This is a genomic window from Calothrix sp. PCC 6303, from assembly GCF_000317435.1.
In the GTDB taxonomy this organism is placed as follows: domain Bacteria; phylum Cyanobacteriota; class Cyanobacteriia; order Cyanobacteriales; family Nostocaceae; genus PCC-6303.
Window position 1 is genome coordinate 6,433,556 of record NC_019751.1, and the last position, 17,236, is coordinate 6,450,791.

A 17,236-nucleotide genomic window follows, 5' to 3' on the forward strand; every position below is an offset into this window, starting at 1 on the left:
ATAAAATAGTAGGAAATAAAAATAACCTCTAATTTATAACCCGGAACTAGATAAATATATAGTATAACTATTAACTTAGGCTTATCAGTATATGAACGGCTCAACTAAAGTTGTTACAATTCTCTCTTCAGAAGAAATCCGACGTACAGTCACCCGTCTTGCCTCGCAAATTATTGAACGGACAAGAGATTTATCACAACTTGTTCTCCTCGGTATTCATACTAGAGGAGTTCCCCTAGCGGAACTTTTAGCGCGTCAAATCGAAATATTGGAAGGGATATCGGTACCACTTGGGGCAATTGATATCACCTTTTATCGTGATGATTTGGATAAAATTGGTATCCGTACACCCGCGAAAACGGAAATCCCCTTCGACTTAACCGGGAAAATAGTTGTATTAGTCGATGATGTAATTTTTAAAGGTCGAACAATCCGTGCTGCACTTAATGCAGTCCATGATTATGGTAGACCAGAAGTCATACGTTTAGCTGTATTAGTTGATCGAGGACATCGTGAAGTTCCCATTCACCCTGATTTTATCGGCAAACAACTACCAACAGCAAAAGAGGAAATTGTCAAGGTTTTTTTACAGGATTTTGATGGACGTGATGCAGTGGAATTAATCGGCGATTAAAATTAAGAAGATAAACGAAATTTATGCCCAAGAAAATTAGAGAATTAAAAAGCTTACTGCTACAAGCAGGATTTGGTTATACACCAGCAAAAGGTAGTCATAGCAAATGGATACACCCAAAATTAGCTAAATCTATTATTATTTCTGGGAAAGATGGAGACGATGCGAAAACATATTTGGAAAAGCAAGTCAATGAAGCACTACAAGAATTAAGTAGACTTGAATCAGAAGAAGGAGAAGTTGAGGAATGAAATATACAATCGTGATTCAATGGTCAGATGAAGATAATTGCTATGTCGCTTCTCTACCCGAATTCATTAATGTTTATCAACCATGTACTCATGGTGACACTTATGAAGAAGCGATAAAAAATGCTCAAGAGGTTCTAGAAATGTTGATTGAGTCATCCTTAGAAAACGGTGAACCTTTACCAGAACCTCAAACTATACGGAAGTCAGCAAAAGCTGCATAAAATTCGACTCAAAGTTCAAATACCTGAGATTTATGAATCAGTATCCCTACCAACCCGCCTGTCGGATTCTTTTTTCAAATTGGTATAATTAGGCTGATTTAAATATCTGGTTTCCACTGACTGGGTACCACTATCAACGCAAAATAAGGGACATCATCAGGGTTAACTTCATTTATAGGCACAATGCGCTGTTTACTCGTTGTTGCCCTTTCTATATACTTGGCACGTTCAGCTAATCCCAATTGCTGTAAAACTTCGTAAACCTTCGGAAAGTGCTTTCCTAATTTAATAATAACTGCGGCATCGGCAACTGCTAGTTTTTCTGCCAATACTTCCGCACTAAGTATGGAAGATAACACCATAAAAACATCGTTGCGATAGGTTAATGGCACTCCTAATGCTGATGCACTAGCCATTACAGAAGATACGCCTGGTACAACTTCAGTGTGGAATCGCGGAGATAGGCGATTGTAAATATACATGAAAGTGCCGAAGAAAAATGGATCTCCTTCGCATAACACCACCACATCTTTCCCTGATACTAAATATTCGGCGATTTTTTCGGCTGCTGCATCATAATAAGGTTGGGAAGATTGTTCCAATTTGAAGGGCAACAACATCGGTATTTCTATCTGATTCCCTGTGAGATACTGGGCAATAATCGATCTTGCTAAAGGTGGTTTATTTTCTGACATTGGGTAAGCTACCACTGGTGCAGCCTGTAACAATCGTAAACCTTTAATGGTTAACAATTCTGGATCGCCAGGACCAATGCCAATACCATAGAGATTACCGGGTGAATTAGACATTATATCTCCTCTTCCTTTGCCAAAGCATTCACAGCGGCAGCTGCGATCGCACTTCCTCCCCGTCGCCCATGTAAAGTAATAAAGGGTATACCTCTACTATTTGCGGCTAGGGCTGTTTTTGATTCTGCTGCACCCACAAACCCTACTGGAAATCCTAAAATTACTGCTGGTTTTACAGCACCAGCATCGAGCATTTCTAACAAGTAAAATAAGGCTGTGGGTGCATTCCCAATTGTGACTATTGCCCCTTCTAAATGAGGATGCCACAATTCTAAGGCTGCGGCAGAACGGGTATTCCCGATACGTTTTGCTAAATCTGGAACTTCTAAATCATTTAGGGTACAAATTATCGGGTTGGTTGTGGGTAAACGTTTGCGGGTGATACCTGCGGCTACCATTTGGGCATCACATAATACTGGTTTTCCAGCTTTTAATGCTTCCCTAGCGACTTTCACAGCATTACTTGAAGCTTCAATATCATCAACAATATCAATCATCCCACATGTGTGAATTAGTCGCACAACCACAGTTGCTAAATCACTGGAAAATTTTGTTAAGTTAGCTTCGGCGCGAATAGTTGCAAAGGAGCGACGGTAAATTTCATTACCATCATGGATATATTCTAACATTAATCTTTCACTTCTTTAAAAATAGATGTTAAGAGATGATCAATATTAAATAACTTTTGTAATGTAGGGATTTCGTAGTGATTGACGAAATTTACAAATGTTTCTTGCAAATCTTGGCGTTTTTCTTGATATATTTGCAATATTTTCAAAACCACTGCTGATATTTCTGTAGATGGTAAATTACGATATATTTCTCTGCCAAAGTTTGTTTCTAAATCCCCAATGTAGAGATTATAACCTTCAGTTCTTAATCCATTTTTCTCAATAGTTGCTCCTAAAAGTGTGATATCACTTTTACCATGATAAGCACAAGATTTGGAACAACTAGTTAAATGAATTTTACAAGGAAGATCTAAGGAAATACGGCTAGTCAAATATTCAGCTAAGATAGTTGCCATCGCTTTTGTATCTGTAATTCCAGCTTTACAACCTTGATTCCCAGTGCAGGCAACTATTCCCGATTGGGGACTGCTGGCAGATATCTGTAAACCTATGTTTGCTATCTCAGATTTAACTTTGAAAATATTTTGATTTTCAATATCAGGAATTAAAATATTTTGCCAAGGAGTCAAGCGTAATGTTTTATTTCCATATACATCTGCAATCTCTCCAAGCTTTTGTAGATTAGAAGTGGAAATTTTACCTAAATTTATCGCAATTCCTATGTAAGATAAATTTAGCTGTTTCTGTTGATGAATATCCAAATGATGATGCTTATTTTCCCGTTCATCAAACTGAATATTTGTTCTTTTTAAAACAAAAGGTAATTCAGATTTCACTAATTCTAAATACTTTTCTGTCCCCAGATTTTTGACAACTTCTAAAAATCTTGGCTTAGACGATGTATGAATATTCACCTGCATTAAGTAAACCTTAATCAAAGCTACAATCACAGGTAAGCATTGTTGCTGGTGAATAACAATATTTGTAGAATTCCCTAACAATAACCGTAAATAGATTTCACCATCTAAGTCCCGTACTGCGACAAATTTAATATCATTGGGTTGCTGGTAAATTGCTACTGTGCCACTACCATCAAATCCCACACTAAATTTTGCCGATAATCTTTGTAATTCCGGATGAGAACAAATATAATTATCTAGTTCCCGCACTAAAGGAAGAGTATTAATTAACTCCTCCACATCAATTCCCGCAGTTGGACTTGCCATAATGTTGCGGATATGATCGATTTCGGGAATTACTGCTGCTAACCCAACTTGCTGTAAACTAGTTACAGCTGTAGAGGGAATTTCTCTGACTCCACGAATTTGCAAGTTAGCACGATTCGTTAAATATACATTTGCATCACCAAAATTTTTAGCTAAGTCAATAATTGCACTTAACTGTAAAGTGTTAATTATGCCTCCAGGAATTCTAACCCTGATGATATTTCCATCACGGGCAGGTGTTTGGTAAAAAATACCCGGGCATTTTGGTGTGTCAAAAAGTGATTGATTAACTGAAATTTCTGGAGGGAAATTAACCGATGAGGTTTTAATCGAAGCCGACAATAGACAACTCCTTCCCTATGCAACGTAGGAAATTGATAGGATGCTGCTGATGTTGGCATTCTGACTTACCAGATTCTAAGTTGATTTTAACCATAAGTTGACAACGAACTCAACAAGCGATCGCTATTCATCTTTATGGCTATTATTTCAGTGTTCATAGGCTTCGGCAAAGCAGCGAAAAGCCACACTAAATTTAGAATCTAAAATGGTTTACAGTTGCGGCACAGTCCCGGAGTTTCACCGGAGTTTCCCAATCATAAGCTTATGCAATATATCATGAGTTTGGTATCTAAATTTTAAATTCTAATTTTTTTTATCTATTTGGAATAATCCCCATCTAGTAACTAGCTACATTTTTGCATCACCTGATAATTTTGAGTTTCTTCACTATTACTAGCAGGAAACCACAAAAAAGTGGATGAATTAGGGGGATTAGTTGAGCTAAGATGACAGAAGTATTTTACGACATCAGTAATTCCCAAGCTGTTTTTCTATTACTTTGAACTTCAACTGCCATGGGAATAGCTTCTTCTCCATCAGGTGGAGTAAACCAGAATTTTAGATTAGAACCTTCAACAACTATTTCACCCTCAATAGTTTGAATATAGAGTTTACCTTGATAAACACTCAAAATATTATTGTTTTTTGATTGTGGTGCTTGTCTGGTGTCATTACCTCCAACTGTTGAGTAGGAATTACTGGAATTACTAGTATTGTCTTTAGCAATAAAAGTTTCTCCTAAATCCAAATCCTGACTCAGACTTTGCGCTGGTGGTTCTCCGACTTTCTTACTTGCCCAAATTATGCGCTGGTTAACTGTGAAAACTAATTCATCAGAGGAGGTCGTAATGTAGACATCTTCCTGATTGAATACCATGCTTCTGACAGCTTGCCACTTATTATTTATAAATATTTGTAAACCTTTTTCGATCACCACATCGCTACGCTTTTTGTGGGTTTGGAATCGCCAAATTCTCCATAAATTTACGACTTCACCATAGTTGACTTTAAAGCCATCGGGAACTGGTTGATACTCATAACGCATCAATCCTCCCTCTTCTTTCCCTAGTGGAATCACAGAATTTTCAATCAACAGTCTATTAAGCAATTCCCAGTAGTCAGATTCTTTACGTATAAAGAAAACCTTTGAGTTATCTGTATTTTTAACCTTTGCTAATAAAATTCCTTTCTTTGAAAGTAGTTGAATCGTATCTGAAAGCGGCTCAACACGGAGATTGTGATTGTAATATAATTTGATCTCGCCTTGTATAAATTGCCTGACTAACTCAATATCATCTAATAAATTCATAATTCTCCCTGGTGCGATAAATACTCTTGCAGGACTCCTGCAAAGATGACTTATAGAAGTCACCCCTCAGCATGTTAAGGCTTTTGTTTGAGTCCTAAGTCTCAGCGTGAAAGCTAATATTAGGTACTCAAAATCCTGCTTTGCCATAACTCCTACTCAAGTCTTAATCTTGAAACACTTCAATTTTGAGCAGTTGTCAATATTTTGCATCAATCTCAGTAACTTATATTTCTAGTTTTATTCTATATATCCGGATACATGAAAGCAACAAATGAAACTAGGTGGACAGTATTAACACTGATACAAAACATTTATTTTGTTTAGCCCAAACAAAATCTTCTGCTGATACCGTTATAACTTGTACTAGGAAGATCTTCGATTTAATTAGTGATTAAATAAGATAAAGATTTGAGATTTCAAAGCCGGAATCATCTTAATCTGCACAATAGATAACTTTTTATTATTTTTACCTCTAGTGTGCTACGGAAATTCCTTGATACCCACGTATAATCTGTGTGGATAAAGTAGTGTAAGAGACTTCCAAATAAAAACATATCCTAAAATTTATTGTGGTGCAGGCATCCTGCCTGCTACTAATGCAAGAACGTAGAAGTAAACTACGCAATGACATTGTGTAATTAATTTTGATTGGTTACTTATTCCTGATGGGAAGCGTAAATACTGGCTTTGAGGTTTAAGTCTAATTAATCGCAAAAAAATGGGCAGTGTATAACTACCCATCCTTTTCAATTCATTTTTAGTTGACTTAAGTTAGTGACTTAAACCCAATTCTAGGAAAGCCATTCTAAAACAGCTTCTTCCTTAGTATTGGTATTGCGTGATGGGGTTTCGCGTTCAAACTTCATGTGAATTGAACGAGTTTGTTCACCATCTGCTGCAACTGCCATAATTGGGTAATCAATCAAGCCGTCTTGGAATGACATCTGGAAGCGGAAAGTACCATCTGGATTGAGTTTGATGGGACGACCTCCAATAGTTACGTTTGCATCTGGTTCAGTAGCACCATATACAATCAATTCTGCATCAGCAATTAACCAGAATTTGCGAGGACGCATTGGTACATCACCAGAGAAACCAGCACCCGACATCCCAACACCCGACATGTTTAAGCCAGATGTAGTGGGAACTGCCCACATACCAACACCACTGGGGAATATGTAAGAACTGATTGCTTGTTCCGGTGATGTCACACCAGGTACTTGGTGCATAGAACCAAACAAGGAACCAGCAACACGCATTGCTTCGGCTGATTCAGTCATCCCGAAGATTTGATCGTAGATTGCATTGCCAGTGTTGCCCGCAGCGCTATCGGATGTGGATGTAGCAAACTTCTTCGCTGGAGGTACAAGTTCGTATAAAGTTTTACCCCGTAAATCATCTTCAAAGTCTACGGTGATAAATACATCTTCAATCCAATCGGAAGGATAGACAGGAGGAACATGAACGCGGGCAGAGCGTGCCAGAACTAACCAGCGTCCATCAGCACAGCGATAGCCAATATCAATCACGTAGTCTCTGTCACTGACAGGAATTGGTAAATACCACTCTCTTGCCAATTCGTCGCTGGGGTATTCTTGAATGCTGTGGGGGCTTTGGTGATCTAAATTGATGTCAGTGACATCATAAATTCTGAGGGCTAATTGTTGTCCACCGTTGCGTCGTAGCTCTTCTTTATGCTCGTTAGGAATGTCCCAATAGGTGTAAGCCCATTGAGGATCACGAGGCATTAATACAATGCGGCTTTCGCCATATCCACCTGGTAAATCTGCCAGAAATTCATCTACATCTGAAAGATTACCGCCATTGCGATCTACTTGTCCTAACTCGAATTTTGCTGCTTCCACGACTTCTTGAGCCTCCAGTACACGAGATTGAGTGAGAGAGGGTTTGTTACGTTCAACTTCTAAAATTGAAGCTAATAACTGCGATTTACGCATCCGACTGTAACGTGAGACACCATAGGCACTTGCAACTTTACGCAGTTGTCGCAATGTCATTTCATCTAATGGTGGGCGTTCTTTTGCCATGATTTTTGAACTCCGGTTATTTTGTATGTAATTTTCTCTTAATTTCCCCTGATTAATAACTAAAAATTAATTTGATTAACCCCCCAGATGAGTTTTTCCCAATTTGCTGTTTAAATTTTCAGCTTCTTAATTAAATATTTTTCTGATCTAAGCACTATTGAAGATTTCTTCAATTTTGCTTCGGTCAATAAATGTTTTGTTTGGGATCGGTAAGGAAGGAGTTCTTTGTAACTGAATATTAACCAGAGACCCCCCACTGGGATCAAGGGGTTCAGGGTGCTATTTTCAATCTTTCTACGAATTTACAGGCTATCTGGGATCTTCATTGTTAAGGAATCATGACATTCTAAGGTTCTGAGGGTTGAGAATAGTGTGAATTGTTAAAGAATTCTGACGTATAAATGCTTATTAAATATTTATACTTAGATATTTGCTAAAATTATACTATTTATTACTAGTAAGCATAGCCAAAAATAATAGAGAGATATCGTACCCGTATCTCTCTATAGAACTGAAAATACCTCTAATTTAAGCTATTTTTAGGCGATTAGATTTGAGAAAGGACTATAAGATGAAACTGTCTTAATCAGATCGGGGATCGCATGGACAGTATTAAATCATACCTCTGTTTGCTTTTCTAGCCTATGTCCAATATCTCGACGGTAGTACATCCCTTCAAATTGAATTTGAGCAATACTCTTATAAGCTTGGGCTAGGGCTTGTTTAAAGTCTTTACCTATTCCAGTGATATTTAAAACCCGTCCACCATCGGTGAGAAGTTGAGAGGATTCTAACTTGGTTCCGGCATGGAATATATAGCTTGCGGGATGTGAGTCATTCCCGTCTTTGGTTTGTGCCTCGGAAATACCTGTAATTACTTTTCCTTTGACGTAATCCCCCGGGTACCCCCCTGAAGCGGCGACTACTGTAGCTGCTGCCCCATCTTTCCATTTTATCGGTGGCATTTCTGAGAGTTTTTGCTGCGCGCAAGCAATTAATAAATCTACCAAAGGGGTATCCAGTAAAGGTAAAATTACCTGAGTTTCGGGATCACCAAAACGACAATTAAATTCCAAGACGCTGAAATTTCCATCTGGTAATACCATTAACCCGGCATATAGCACCCCACGATAGTCTATACCCCGTTTGTTGAAAGTAGCGATCGCACTTTCTAAAACTTCCTTTTGTACCCTTGACATCATCTCTTCTGTGGCAATTGGTGCAGGTGCATAAGCCCCCATCCCTCCAGTATTATCTCCTGTATCACCTTCGCCAATGCGTTTATGATCTTGGGCTGGTAATAAAGGACGAATTGTCACCCCGTCGGTTAAAGCTAAAACAGATACTTCCTGTCCTGGTAAATACTCTTCAATGACGATAAAGTTCCCAGCACTCCCAAACTGTCCGCCAAAAATTGCCTCAATTGCTGCCTCAGCTTGTTCCAAGGTTTCCGCGATAATTACACCTTTGCCTGCGGCTAAACCATCAGCCTTAAGCACAATTGGGATTCCCTCTGCTTTTACGTATGATTTAGCGGCTAATCCCTCAGTAAATACCGCAGATTTAGCTGTGGGAATCCCCGCTTCCTGCATAAAAGCCTTTGCCCAAGCCTTACTAGCTTCAATTTGTGCGCCCATGCGATTGGGACCAAAAACCATCAATCCTTTCGCTTGGAGGTAGTCAGTGATACCATGAGCTAAGGGAACTTCTGGTCCCACGACTACCAAAGAAATTCCTTCCTTTGCCGCTAGCTGACTTATTCCAGCAAAATCATCAACTGCCAAAGGGACATTTTCACAAGCTGGTAAAGTTGCTGTTCCCCCATTTCCAGGGGTACAAAAGATTTTTTCTACATCCTTGGATTGCAATAACTTCCAAGCTATGGCATGTTCTCGCCCACCATTCCCAACAAGTAAAATTTTCACTACCCTTGCTCCATTTCCCATGCAATCCAATATTTTTTCACCAATTGGGTTACAGATGCAAGTTTTCTCGCAATTGTAAATTATAAACTTTGTGGGTAATAACTTAAACGACAATATCTCCGACTTCATTTAAGAAGTCGGAGATATAAACTTATGAATTGAAGGGGAAATTACTTTTTCTTCCCACTTGCTTTTGTTGTTTTCGCAGCTTTTTTCGCAGCTTTTTCAGCTTCAATAGCTGCTAATTTTGCGGCTTCTTTTTCTTCTTCAATTTTGCTGAGATAGTAATGGTAATCGCCTAAATAAACGCGGAATTCACCATCCCGAATTTCCACAATTTTGTTGGCTACTTGTGAGATAAAATAACGGTCGTGGGAAACAACTATCACACTACCATCATAGTTTTGAAGGGCGCTTTCTAACATTTCCTTAGCGGGAATATCTAAGTGGTTTGTTGGCTCATCTAGAATCAGTAAATTAGCTGGACGTAAGAGCATTTTTGCTAATGCTAAACGAGCTTTTTCTCCACCACTAAGGGGAGCAACATTTTTAAAAACAGTGTCACCGCTAAATAAAAATTTACCTAATAGTGTACGAACTTCTTCATTACTCCAGTCTGGCATCTCATCATGGATGGTATCCATAACTGACTTATTCAAATCTAAGGCTTCAGCTTGGTTCTGTTCAAAGTATCCAGGAATCACATTATGATCGCCTAATTTAACAATTCCTTCTGTAGGCTGTTCCATGCCAGTAATTAGGCGTAGAAGTGTTGATTTGCCAGCACCATTAGGACCAAGAAAGGCAATTCTATCACCCCTTTCAATTAATAAGTCTGCACCTAAAAATAGGACTTTATCATCATAAATGTGGGTTAGATTTTTTATTTCCACTACTTCCCTACCACTACGAGGTGCAGGAGGAAATTGGAAATGTAATGTTCTAACACTACTTGTAGGTGCTTCGATGCGCTCAATTTTATCTAACTGTTTCTCACGGCTTTTTGCTTGGGTACTGCGAGTTGCACTAGCGCGGAATCTATCGACAAATGTTTGTTGTTTTTCGATTTCTTTTTGCTGACGTTCAAAAGCACTCATCTGTGCAGATTGATTTTCCGCTTTTTGTTGTAAATATGCGGAATAATTCCCTAAATAAGTACTGGAAACACCGCGTTCAGTTTCCACAATTTGGGTACAAAGACGATCTAAGAATTCCCGGTCATGGGAAACTATGATCATTGGGGTAGTGAGTTTCTTGAGATATCCTTCCAGCCACTCAATGGTTTCCAAATCCAAGTGGTTTGTCGGTTCATCCAGTAGCAATAAGTCGGGATTCTGGAGCAAAATTTTCCCTAAACCCATCCGCATTTGCCAACCACCGCTAAATGCACTCACCAAGCGATCGCTATCTTCCAGAACAAACCCCATTTCGGGTAAAATTTTCCCAATCCGTGCATCTAAGCCATAACCATCCAAGCCTTCAAACTGCCGTTGTAACTTATCTAGCTTATTAATTAATTTGTCCAACTCATCGGGTGTTGCGGTTTCCATGTCGCGCTGCACCTGCAACAAACCCATCTGTACTTCGTTTGCTTCCTTAAATACAGTCCAAAACTCTTCGCTGACTGTACGTGTGGGATCAACTTCAAATTCTTGGTTAAGATAGGCAATATTTAAGCTAGAAGGACGAATAATCTCCCCCGCAGTCGGTTCAATCTCCCCGGCAATAATTTTTAATTGGGTGGATTTTCCCGCACCATTAACCCCTACCAAGCCAATGCGATCGCCTGACTTAACTTCCCAGTTTACATCCTTGAGAACTTCTCCTGTTGGGTAAATCTTACTAATATGTTCGAGTCGCAGCATTGGTTATCTCCGGGGTAGGAAGTTGGTTAAAGGGATCTAGATTGATGCCGAGTTAATCTTAACAAAATTTAACCACAAATATGTGCTCAACATACATCAAGTAGGAAAATTAATTGGAAGTTATATTTTTGGGGATCTTGACTGCTGCTACAGTGGTGAGTTGTAGGGTGTGGATATAGAAAATCCAATAAGTAAAAATACTATCCCGGAAAGGTTTCAAACTAGCTTCAGCCGAATAACTAACTACTCTGTAAGTTCAAAGAACGGGGACTTCATAGTATTTATTCTCCCCAAAAAATTATTTTGAGTAAAGTATGAGACTTAATTTGCATTTTCTGGGATATTAAAATGTATTTTTGTTTCTCTATTTATAATTCTCAATTCTTGGCTAATCTCTAATTTTTCACAAATACACATAGCAATACCTTTTTCATAATATGCGGCTTCATTAATAAAGACTGGATAAACAATTGATTTCTCTTCATGTAAAATTTCTTCACCTTCTAAGGTGACAAAAATTGGTTTACCAGGATATAGAGGTTCATAATCTCTAAATTGTAAATTCGGGTGAACCATTGCTTGAATTTCGCCAGATGGATTTCTCGGATAATCAATACTATGGGTAACTTGATAAATAACTGGAATATTTTCGACTTTTGGCTCTTTTTCTTGATTACAAGCTTCTAAATAATCTAGAATTAAATAAATAAGTTTTTCAGTTTCTTGAAACAATCTAGCATCTAATATGTTTTGGGCAATCGCACCAACTTCTACGGTGCAGCCAAATTCACTAATAGAATCTAGATGGGAATTCTCTGTATCACCAATTAAAGAGCAAAGTATTTTAATCTCCGGCATCATTGATTGTAAGTAAGCAGCAAAGTCTATATAGTGAGACTCTAAGCCTCTTAAAATAACCGTCAAACCCATATTAGAAGTGGTAGTATGCAAATCCACTATAAAGTCCGCTTCTAAACTACCTCCACTACCGAAAATTTGAGATATTTCCAAAGCACGCTTTGCTTCGTAAGTCGATAAAGCTGGATTTGCTAAATCTTGTTTGAGAAAACACCGATTTAAATCAGTATCGAAATATCGCTTTCCAATCTCAAAAGCTTTAGGATTAGCCATAAATGTCACTGTTTCAAAACTTGAACGTTGAATTAAGCTGGGTAAATTTTCAAACTTCTTAATTAAGTAAATACCCGTTAATTCATTTCCATGGGTTCCACCTGCGATCGCAACTCGCCTAATTTGATTTAAGCTCATAGTTATTAATTATTGATTTAGATTGCATCTAGTAAATTAACTAACCTTTACCATATACGGCAGAATAGGTATTGGGTTGAGTTTGCGATCGCTTTATTGAGCGAAAGGTACATTAGCTTACTTATTCATTGCAGTATCGTTTCTGTAAGTTTAGTCAGTGACTCTAAAACTTGAGTTAGCAGAACTAATTAAATGTCGTTACAGCCTGAATATTAGCAGATTCTAATCGCCATGCGATCGATTACTAAAATTTTTCTCAATCAAGTATATGCAGTATTTATACGGAATGCTTCTATGTATTCGCTAACTACAATAATGTAGTTAGGTTTTGCGCGAATAGAAGCATAGTCAATAAAATTGAGGTTCCTTGAAGTGCTTGTTTTTTTTATTCACGGTGTTGCTACAAAAGATGCAGGCTACTCAAGACGGTTAGAAACTCTCATCAAAGAAGATTTGAACCGTCGCAATGTGCCTTTTCCAATTTTTTATGCCAGCTTTTGGGGTAATACTTTCAAACGGACAGGTCAATTGTGGAATTGCATTCATGAAGATTTGAAGGATCTAAAGAAAAGTCATCCCGCAGTTAAGGTTCCAGATGTTTTTCGTTATCAAGAATTTAGGGAAGATTTTATTTCAGAATTTTTTGGCGATGTACTAACATACTTTAATACTGAGCGTGGAAAGGATATTCGAGAGAGTATTTGCGGTCAATTAAAAAAGTTTATTAGTTTTCATCCAGAAGATGATGGAATTCATCTTGTGACTCACTCATTAGGTAGCGTTATGCTATGGGATATTTTGTTTTCTGATAGATTCACTCCTGACGATCCAGCTTTTGAGATACGTAAACTTCTCAATCTCAAAGAAGGTTCTAGTAGCTATCAGGGGAAAGACTTGAAAAGTATTACAACAATGGGTTCACCAATTCTATTTTTTAACTTAATGCTTGATATTAAACCCTGTAAAATCAAAGAATTTACAGAAAAATATCAAAAAAATTCTATTAGATGGATCAATATTATTCATTCATCAGATATTATCGCATACCCATTACAAGCAAGTTTAGAAACAAAATCGTTATCAAATTTATTCTTCAGAGATAAGTATATTTGTGCTGATGCAAATTGGCTAGAAAGAGGAGCGCTCACTATGGGACAAGCTCATACAGCAATGGCTGTAAGTGTTGTTGATGGTCATACTTCTTACTGGGGTAGTCCTGGTACAGCGCGTTTAGTTTCAGCAAATTTGGTGGGAGACTGTACTGCTATTGACTCTGCCAAAATAGATACTTTGTAAGTACAACTCTTGTCGAACAAAATTAATCTTTCCTATTATTTTCTTTTATCTTTTGTATTATTTAAGAACATATACTAGTCGTTCTATCCTGCAAGCGATCGCTTTCTGCCTAGATAGCTTGTAATATCAATAAATTGGGTATGAATATGACTACAAGTTGATTTTTCAACCTCAGTCCCAAGCTATTATTAAGATAAAATGAGAACTAGTTGATACAACGATGTCAAAGACTTTCAAAGCTTGGTTGAGAGGAAGCCGTTTAGAGTGGATTGATGAAGCACCTCAATCTGGAGAGCAAATGCTCCAGATTGAGGTGACGTTTATTGATGAGCAAGCATTCTCAGAAGTCAAAACACGGGGACAGAGGATGGCTGAGATATTGGAAAATCTTGCTGCGACTAAAACCCTGAATTATGTCGATCCGGTTTCTTGGCAGGAAGAAACCCGCCAAGAACGCTCACTGCCAGGACGGTAAAACGTGCTTCTTGACAGCAACATTATTAAGTAGTTAAACACAATTAATTACACAGTATTAAGGCATGAAACCCTTGTCAAAACTAGATCCTTGTGTGTAAATAATTCTGCGCGATTACTTATTTACTCTGCCCAAGCAGAACACTCTAAGTTGAGAAAACTGGTCGCAGACCATTCACCTGCGGTATCATCTCTCAGTTATCTTGAAGTATTGGGATATCATCTACTGACTGAACAGTCGCGTCAGTATTTTGAGGAATTTTTCCAAATTGCTCAAGTTTTACCAATATCGCAAGACGTGTTAGCTCAAGCAGTAGCTCTGAGACAGCAGAAACGGATGACTCTAGGTGATGCGATTATTGCCGGAACTGCACTGGTGTATAAGTTGACATTGATAACCAGGAATACAGATGATTTTCGTTGGATTGCCGAGCTTAAACTTTTTAATCCATTTGAGGCTGATTTCTGAGAATTATATATTTTCAGCCTCAGTCAAGAATTAAATTTATCAGGGATGTGCTGGCAGAGCGATCGCTTTTAGGGTTCGTGGGAATATCGCATTCATCCCCAAAGCCCTATTTTACTTAATTACTCGTCGCCAGTTCCGCCAAACGATCCTGCTGATCTTGAGAAATACAAGATTGGATAATATTTTCAATATCCCCTTCTAATGCTGGATTGAGGGAAAAGTTGATATTGATCCGATGGTCTGTAACGCGGTTATCTTTGTAGTTGTATGTCCGTATTTTCTCCGAGCGCGAACCTGTACCCACCTGCAAACGGCGTGCTGAAGTAATCGCCTCTTGCTGTTCTCTGAGTTTCATTTCATACAACTTAGCGCGGAGGATTTGCATAGCCCGCTCTTTGTTTTGTAACTGGCTGCGTTCTTCAGTACAAAAAATTCTGATTCCGGTCGGTTTGTGAATTAAGTCGGCGGCTGTTTCCACTTTGTTGACGTTTTGTCCACCTGCACCACCAGAACGGGCGGTTTTCATTTCGATGTCTTTGGGGTCAATATGAATTTCCACCTCATCAACTTCCGGCATGATTGCCACGGTGGCAGTAGATGTATGTACTCTTCCCCCAGCTTCAGTTACAGGTACCCGTTGAACCCGATGTACTCCGGCTTCAAATTTGAGCTTACTATATACGCTGTCGCCTTGAATTTCTAAAATTGCTTCTTTAAAACCACCCATTTCCGCCAGTGATTCACTGACTAATTTGACCCGCCAATTTTGGGTATCAGCGTAGCGAGAATACATCCGCACCAAATCACCCGCCCAAATACTGGCTTCATCTCCACCAGTTCCGGCGCGGATTTCCAGCATGATGTTTTTATCATCGTTGGGGTCGCGGGGTAATAATAAAATTGTTAAACGATTTTCTAACTCAGTAATTTTCTGCTCAAGTTCTTGAACTTCCGACGACGCAATTTCATACATTTCTTGGTCGCCTTGAGCTTCTTTTAATACCTCACGAGCGCCAATTATTTCTTCTTGGGCAATTTTCCAATTTTCGTAGGTATCGACAACTTCTTCTAATGATGAGCGCGATTTAGCGATTTTTTGATACTCATCTGGATCTTTAGCAGTATCAGGATCGCCTAGACGACGGGTTAACTCATGAAAAGTTTGTTCGGCAGATTTGAGTTTCTCCAGCAGGTATTGTTCAGCCATGACAGTGCAATGCTCCTTAAAAAATAATAACTCGGCTCGGCAAAGTACACAAAAGCGACCCGGCAGCAAGTGCGGGGTCGTTCAAAGCAGAGCCAAGTCGCTACTTTTGCTCGTCGCTAGCAGCTGATTGGTCAAACATGCCGTATTTCCGCATGAAGCGCTCGACACGACCTTCGGTATCAATCATCTTCTGGGTTCCGGTATAAAAGGGGTGGTTTCCAGACCAAACATCTACATGTAATTCGGGTTTGGTGGAGCCGACTGTCATCACAACTTGTCCGTTGCAGATGACTTTTGCTTCTGGATACCACTTAGGATGAATATCTGGTTTTGCCATGGTTCCTATTGTGGTTACTGAGATTTTAATTATAACTGCTGCTTGAGTGTGGAAAACAGGGAATAGGGATAATATTGTTTCCCCAAAGCCCAATTTACCGTTTGGAGTACTGAGGAGCTTTACGAGCTTTATGTAAACCGTATTTCTTCCGCTCTTTTGCTCGTGGGTCACGAGTTAGATAGCCTTCGGTTTTGAGTGGGGGACGGTTGCCAGGATCGAGTTGGCAAAGGGCGCGGGCAACTCCAAGGCGAATAGCGTCAGATTGTCCAGTTAAACCGCCACCTTCGGCGATGACAAGGATGTCATAGTCATTTTCCATTCCCAAGGTTTCTAAAGGTGCTTTAATAGCTCCGAGATAACCTGTATTGAATTGGAAATAGAGTTCTCCGTCTTTTTTGTTGACGAGGAGTTTCCCGCTTCCAGGGACTAAACGGACACGAGCGATCGCTCTTTTGCGGCGACCCGTACCAAAGTACATAGCGCGTCCGGCATTTTCAGTTGCTTGCATGAATCTTATGCTCCAGGAATTGTGTTAACTACAAGTTCTTTGGGCTGTTGTGCCGCGTGGGGATGGGTTGGTCCAGCGTAGACTTTGAGTTTGGTAAATAACTGTCTGCCGAGGCTGTTTTTGGGTAACATCCCTTTGACTGCTTGTTCGATGATGCGCTCTGGTAAACGGGCTTGGAGTTTAGCAAAGGTTTCGGTTTTCATCCCGCCGGGACGACCTGAGTGACGGCGGTACAGTTTTTGGGTACGTTTTTTACCTGTAACTGTGATTTTCTCAGCGTTGACGATGATTACAAAGTCGCCTGTATCGAGGTGGGGTGTATATTCGGGTTTATTTTTTCCTCGTAAAATCATGGCGATTTCGGTAGCGAGGCGACCGAGACGTTGGTCGGCGGCATCGATAACATACCAATCCTGATTTGGATTTTGGGCGGGTGGAAGATAGGTTTTTTGGGCTGACATTTTCTGAATGTGT

General features: G+C 39.2%; 18 protein-coding genes and 1 riboswitch. Of the genes, 6 read left to right on the forward strand and 12 right to left on the reverse strand.

Annotated features, from left to right (window positions below; translation table 11 throughout):
* The first annotated feature begins 91 nt into the window (after nt 1–91).
* The 3 genes from pyrR to CAL6303_RS26100 are packed head-to-tail and all read left to right on the forward strand — an operon-like array spanning nt 92 to nt 1,106.
* Nucleotides 92–634 (forward strand): bifunctional pyr operon transcriptional regulator/uracil phosphoribosyltransferase PyrR, encoded by a 543-nt coding sequence (pyrR, locus tag CAL6303_RS26090; RefSeq protein ID WP_015200839.1) that lies wholly within the window; start codon nt 92–94, stop codon nt 632–634.
* Between the two features lie 23 nt (nt 635–657).
* On the forward strand, nt 658–885 hold the full coding sequence (locus CAL6303_RS26095) for a type II toxin-antitoxin system HicA family toxin (RefSeq protein WP_015200840.1): 228 nt from the start codon (nt 658–660) through the stop codon (nt 883–885).
* Nucleotides 882–1,106, forward strand: coding sequence for a type II toxin-antitoxin system HicB family antitoxin (locus CAL6303_RS26100; RefSeq protein WP_015200841.1), 225 nt, complete (start codon nt 882–884; stop codon nt 1,104–1,106). The genes CAL6303_RS26095 and CAL6303_RS26100 overlap by 4 nt, the downstream gene beginning before the upstream one ends.
* 98 nt (nt 1,107–1,204) lie before the next feature.
* Here CAL6303_RS26100 and CAL6303_RS26105 read toward each other — a convergent pair whose 3' ends face one another.
* The 8 genes from CAL6303_RS26105 to CAL6303_RS26140 form a co-directional block, all read right to left on the reverse strand.
* Nucleotides 1,205–1,915 (reverse strand): precorrin-2 C(20)-methyltransferase, encoded by a 711-nt coding sequence (locus CAL6303_RS26105; RefSeq protein ID WP_015200842.1) that lies wholly within the window; start codon nt 1,913–1,915, stop codon nt 1,205–1,207.
* Nucleotides 1,915–2,544, reverse strand: coding sequence for a precorrin-8X methylmutase (locus CAL6303_RS26110; RefSeq protein WP_015200843.1), 630 nt, complete (start codon nt 2,542–2,544; stop codon nt 1,915–1,917). The genes CAL6303_RS26105 and CAL6303_RS26110 overlap by 1 nt, the downstream gene beginning before the upstream one ends.
* Nucleotides 2,544–4,055 carry a precorrin-3B synthase gene (gene cobG, locus CAL6303_RS26115; protein ID WP_015200844.1) on the reverse strand — a complete coding sequence of 504 codons (1,512 nt, stop codon included), beginning with the start codon at nt 4,053–4,055 and terminating at the stop codon, nt 2,544–2,546. The genes CAL6303_RS26110 and cobG overlap by 1 nt, the downstream gene beginning before the upstream one ends.
* 32 nt (nt 4,056–4,087) lie before the next feature.
* A riboswitch (cobalamin riboswitch) is annotated at nt 4,088–4,350 on the reverse strand.
* 165 nt (nt 4,351–4,515) lie between these two features.
* Entirely contained in the window at nt 4,516–5,364 is an 849-nt protein-coding gene (locus tag CAL6303_RS26120) for a hypothetical protein (RefSeq protein WP_015200845.1), read from the reverse strand.
* A gap of 791 nt (nt 5,365–6,155) precedes the next feature.
* A complete protein-coding gene (locus tag CAL6303_RS26125) occupies nt 6,156–7,412 on the reverse strand; it encodes a DUF4912 domain-containing protein (RefSeq protein ID WP_015200846.1) in 1,257 nt (418 codons plus the stop codon).
* A gap of 617 nt (nt 7,413–8,029) precedes the next feature.
* On the reverse strand, nt 8,030–9,337 hold the full coding sequence (purD, locus tag CAL6303_RS26130) for a phosphoribosylamine--glycine ligase (protein ID WP_041740943.1): 1,308 nt from the start codon (nt 9,335–9,337) through the stop codon (nt 8,030–8,032).
* Nucleotides 9,338–9,507: 170 nt separating this feature from the next.
* Nucleotides 9,508–11,202 (reverse strand): ABC-F family ATP-binding cassette domain-containing protein, encoded by a 1,695-nt coding sequence (locus CAL6303_RS26135; RefSeq protein ID WP_015200848.1) that lies wholly within the window; start codon nt 11,200–11,202, stop codon nt 9,508–9,510.
* A 321-nt stretch (nt 11,203–11,523) separates the two neighbouring features.
* The gene (locus CAL6303_RS26140; protein WP_015200849.1) at nt 11,524–12,471 is read right to left on the reverse strand and encodes an aspartoacylase; all 948 of its coding nucleotides are present in this window, start codon (nt 12,469–12,471) and stop codon (nt 11,524–11,526) included.
* Between the two features lie 372 nt (nt 12,472–12,843).
* Here CAL6303_RS26140 and CAL6303_RS26145 point away from each other — a divergent pair, with 372 nt between their 5' ends.
* The 3 genes from CAL6303_RS26145 to CAL6303_RS26155 all read left to right on the forward strand — a co-directional run bounded on the left by CAL6303_RS26145 (nt 12,844) and on the right by CAL6303_RS26155 (nt 14,710).
* Nucleotides 12,844–13,767, forward strand: a complete 924-nt coding sequence (locus CAL6303_RS26145; protein ID WP_015200850.1) for a hypothetical protein — start codon at nt 12,844–12,846, stop codon at nt 13,765–13,767.
* A gap of 220 nt (nt 13,768–13,987) precedes the next feature.
* Complete coding sequence (locus tag CAL6303_RS26150) at nt 13,988–14,242, forward strand: hypothetical protein (protein ID WP_015200851.1); 255 nt, start codon at nt 13,988–13,990, stop codon at nt 14,240–14,242.
* A gap of 90 nt (nt 14,243–14,332) precedes the next feature.
* Complete coding sequence (locus tag CAL6303_RS26155; protein WP_015200852.1) at nt 14,333–14,710, forward strand: type II toxin-antitoxin system VapC family toxin; 378 nt, start codon at nt 14,333–14,335, stop codon at nt 14,708–14,710.
* 115 nt (nt 14,711–14,825) lie between these two features.
* Here CAL6303_RS26155 and prfA read toward each other — a convergent pair whose 3' ends face one another.
* The 4 genes from prfA to rplM form a co-directional block, all read right to left on the reverse strand.
* Entirely contained in the window at nt 14,826–15,917 is a 1,092-nt protein-coding gene (gene prfA, locus CAL6303_RS26160; RefSeq protein ID WP_015200853.1) for a peptide chain release factor 1, read from the reverse strand.
* A 100-nt stretch (nt 15,918–16,017) separates the two neighbouring features.
* The gene (gene rpmE / locus CAL6303_RS26165) at nt 16,018–16,254 is read right to left on the reverse strand and encodes a 50S ribosomal protein L31 (protein WP_015200854.1); all 237 of its coding nucleotides are present in this window, start codon (nt 16,252–16,254) and stop codon (nt 16,018–16,020) included.
* Between the two features lie 94 nt (nt 16,255–16,348).
* Nucleotides 16,349–16,762, reverse strand: a complete 414-nt coding sequence (gene rpsI / locus CAL6303_RS26170; protein WP_015200855.1) for a 30S ribosomal protein S9 — start codon at nt 16,760–16,762, stop codon at nt 16,349–16,351.
* A 5-nt stretch (nt 16,763–16,767) separates the two neighbouring features.
* On the reverse strand, nt 16,768–17,223 hold the full coding sequence (gene rplM, locus CAL6303_RS26175) for a 50S ribosomal protein L13 (protein WP_015200856.1): 456 nt from the start codon (nt 17,221–17,223) through the stop codon (nt 16,768–16,770).
* Between the last annotated feature and the right edge of the window lie 13 nt (nt 17,224–17,236).

Coding starts and splice junctions, on each gene's coding strand:
- pyrR (WP_015200839.1), top strand. CDS start 92: ATGAACGGCTCAACTAAAGTTGTTACAATTCTCTCTTCAGAAGAAATC.
- CAL6303_RS26095 (WP_015200840.1), top strand. CDS start 658: ATGCCCAAGAAAATTAGAGAATTAAAAAGCTTACTGCTACAAGCAGGA.
- CAL6303_RS26100 (WP_015200841.1), top strand. CDS start 882: ATGAAATATACAATCGTGATTCAATGGTCAGATGAAGATAATTGCTAT.
- CAL6303_RS26105 (WP_015200842.1), bottom strand. CDS start 1,915: ATGTCTAATTCACCCGGTAATCTCTATGGTATTGGCATTGGTCCTGGC.
- CAL6303_RS26110 (WP_015200843.1), bottom strand. CDS start 2,544: ATGTTAGAATATATCCATGATGGTAATGAAATTTACCGTCGCTCCTTT.
- CAL6303_RS26120 (WP_015200845.1), bottom strand. CDS start 5,364: ATGAATTTATTAGATGATATTGAGTTAGTCAGGCAATTTATACAAGGC.
- CAL6303_RS26125 (WP_015200846.1), bottom strand. CDS start 7,412: ATGGCAAAAGAACGCCCACCATTAGATGAAATGACATTGCGACAACTG.
- CAL6303_RS26135 (WP_015200848.1), bottom strand. CDS start 11,202: ATGCTGCGACTCGAACATATTAGTAAGATTTACCCAACAGGAGAAGTT.
- CAL6303_RS26140 (WP_015200849.1), bottom strand. CDS start 12,471: ATGAGCTTAAATCAAATTAGGCGAGTTGCGATCGCAGGTGGAACCCAT.
- CAL6303_RS26150 (WP_015200851.1), top strand. CDS start 13,988: ATGTCAAAGACTTTCAAAGCTTGGTTGAGAGGAAGCCGTTTAGAGTGG.
- prfA (WP_015200853.1), bottom strand. CDS start 15,917: ATGGCTGAACAATACCTGCTGGAGAAACTCAAATCTGCCGAACAAACT.
- rpmE (WP_015200854.1), bottom strand. CDS start 16,254: ATGGCAAAACCAGATATTCATCCTAAGTGGTATCCAGAAGCAAAAGTC.
- rpsI (WP_015200855.1), bottom strand. CDS start 16,762: ATGCAAGCAACTGAAAATGCCGGACGCGCTATGTACTTTGGTACGGGT.
- rplM (WP_015200856.1), bottom strand. CDS start 17,223: ATGTCAGCCCAAAAAACCTATCTTCCACCCGCCCAAAATCCAAATCAG.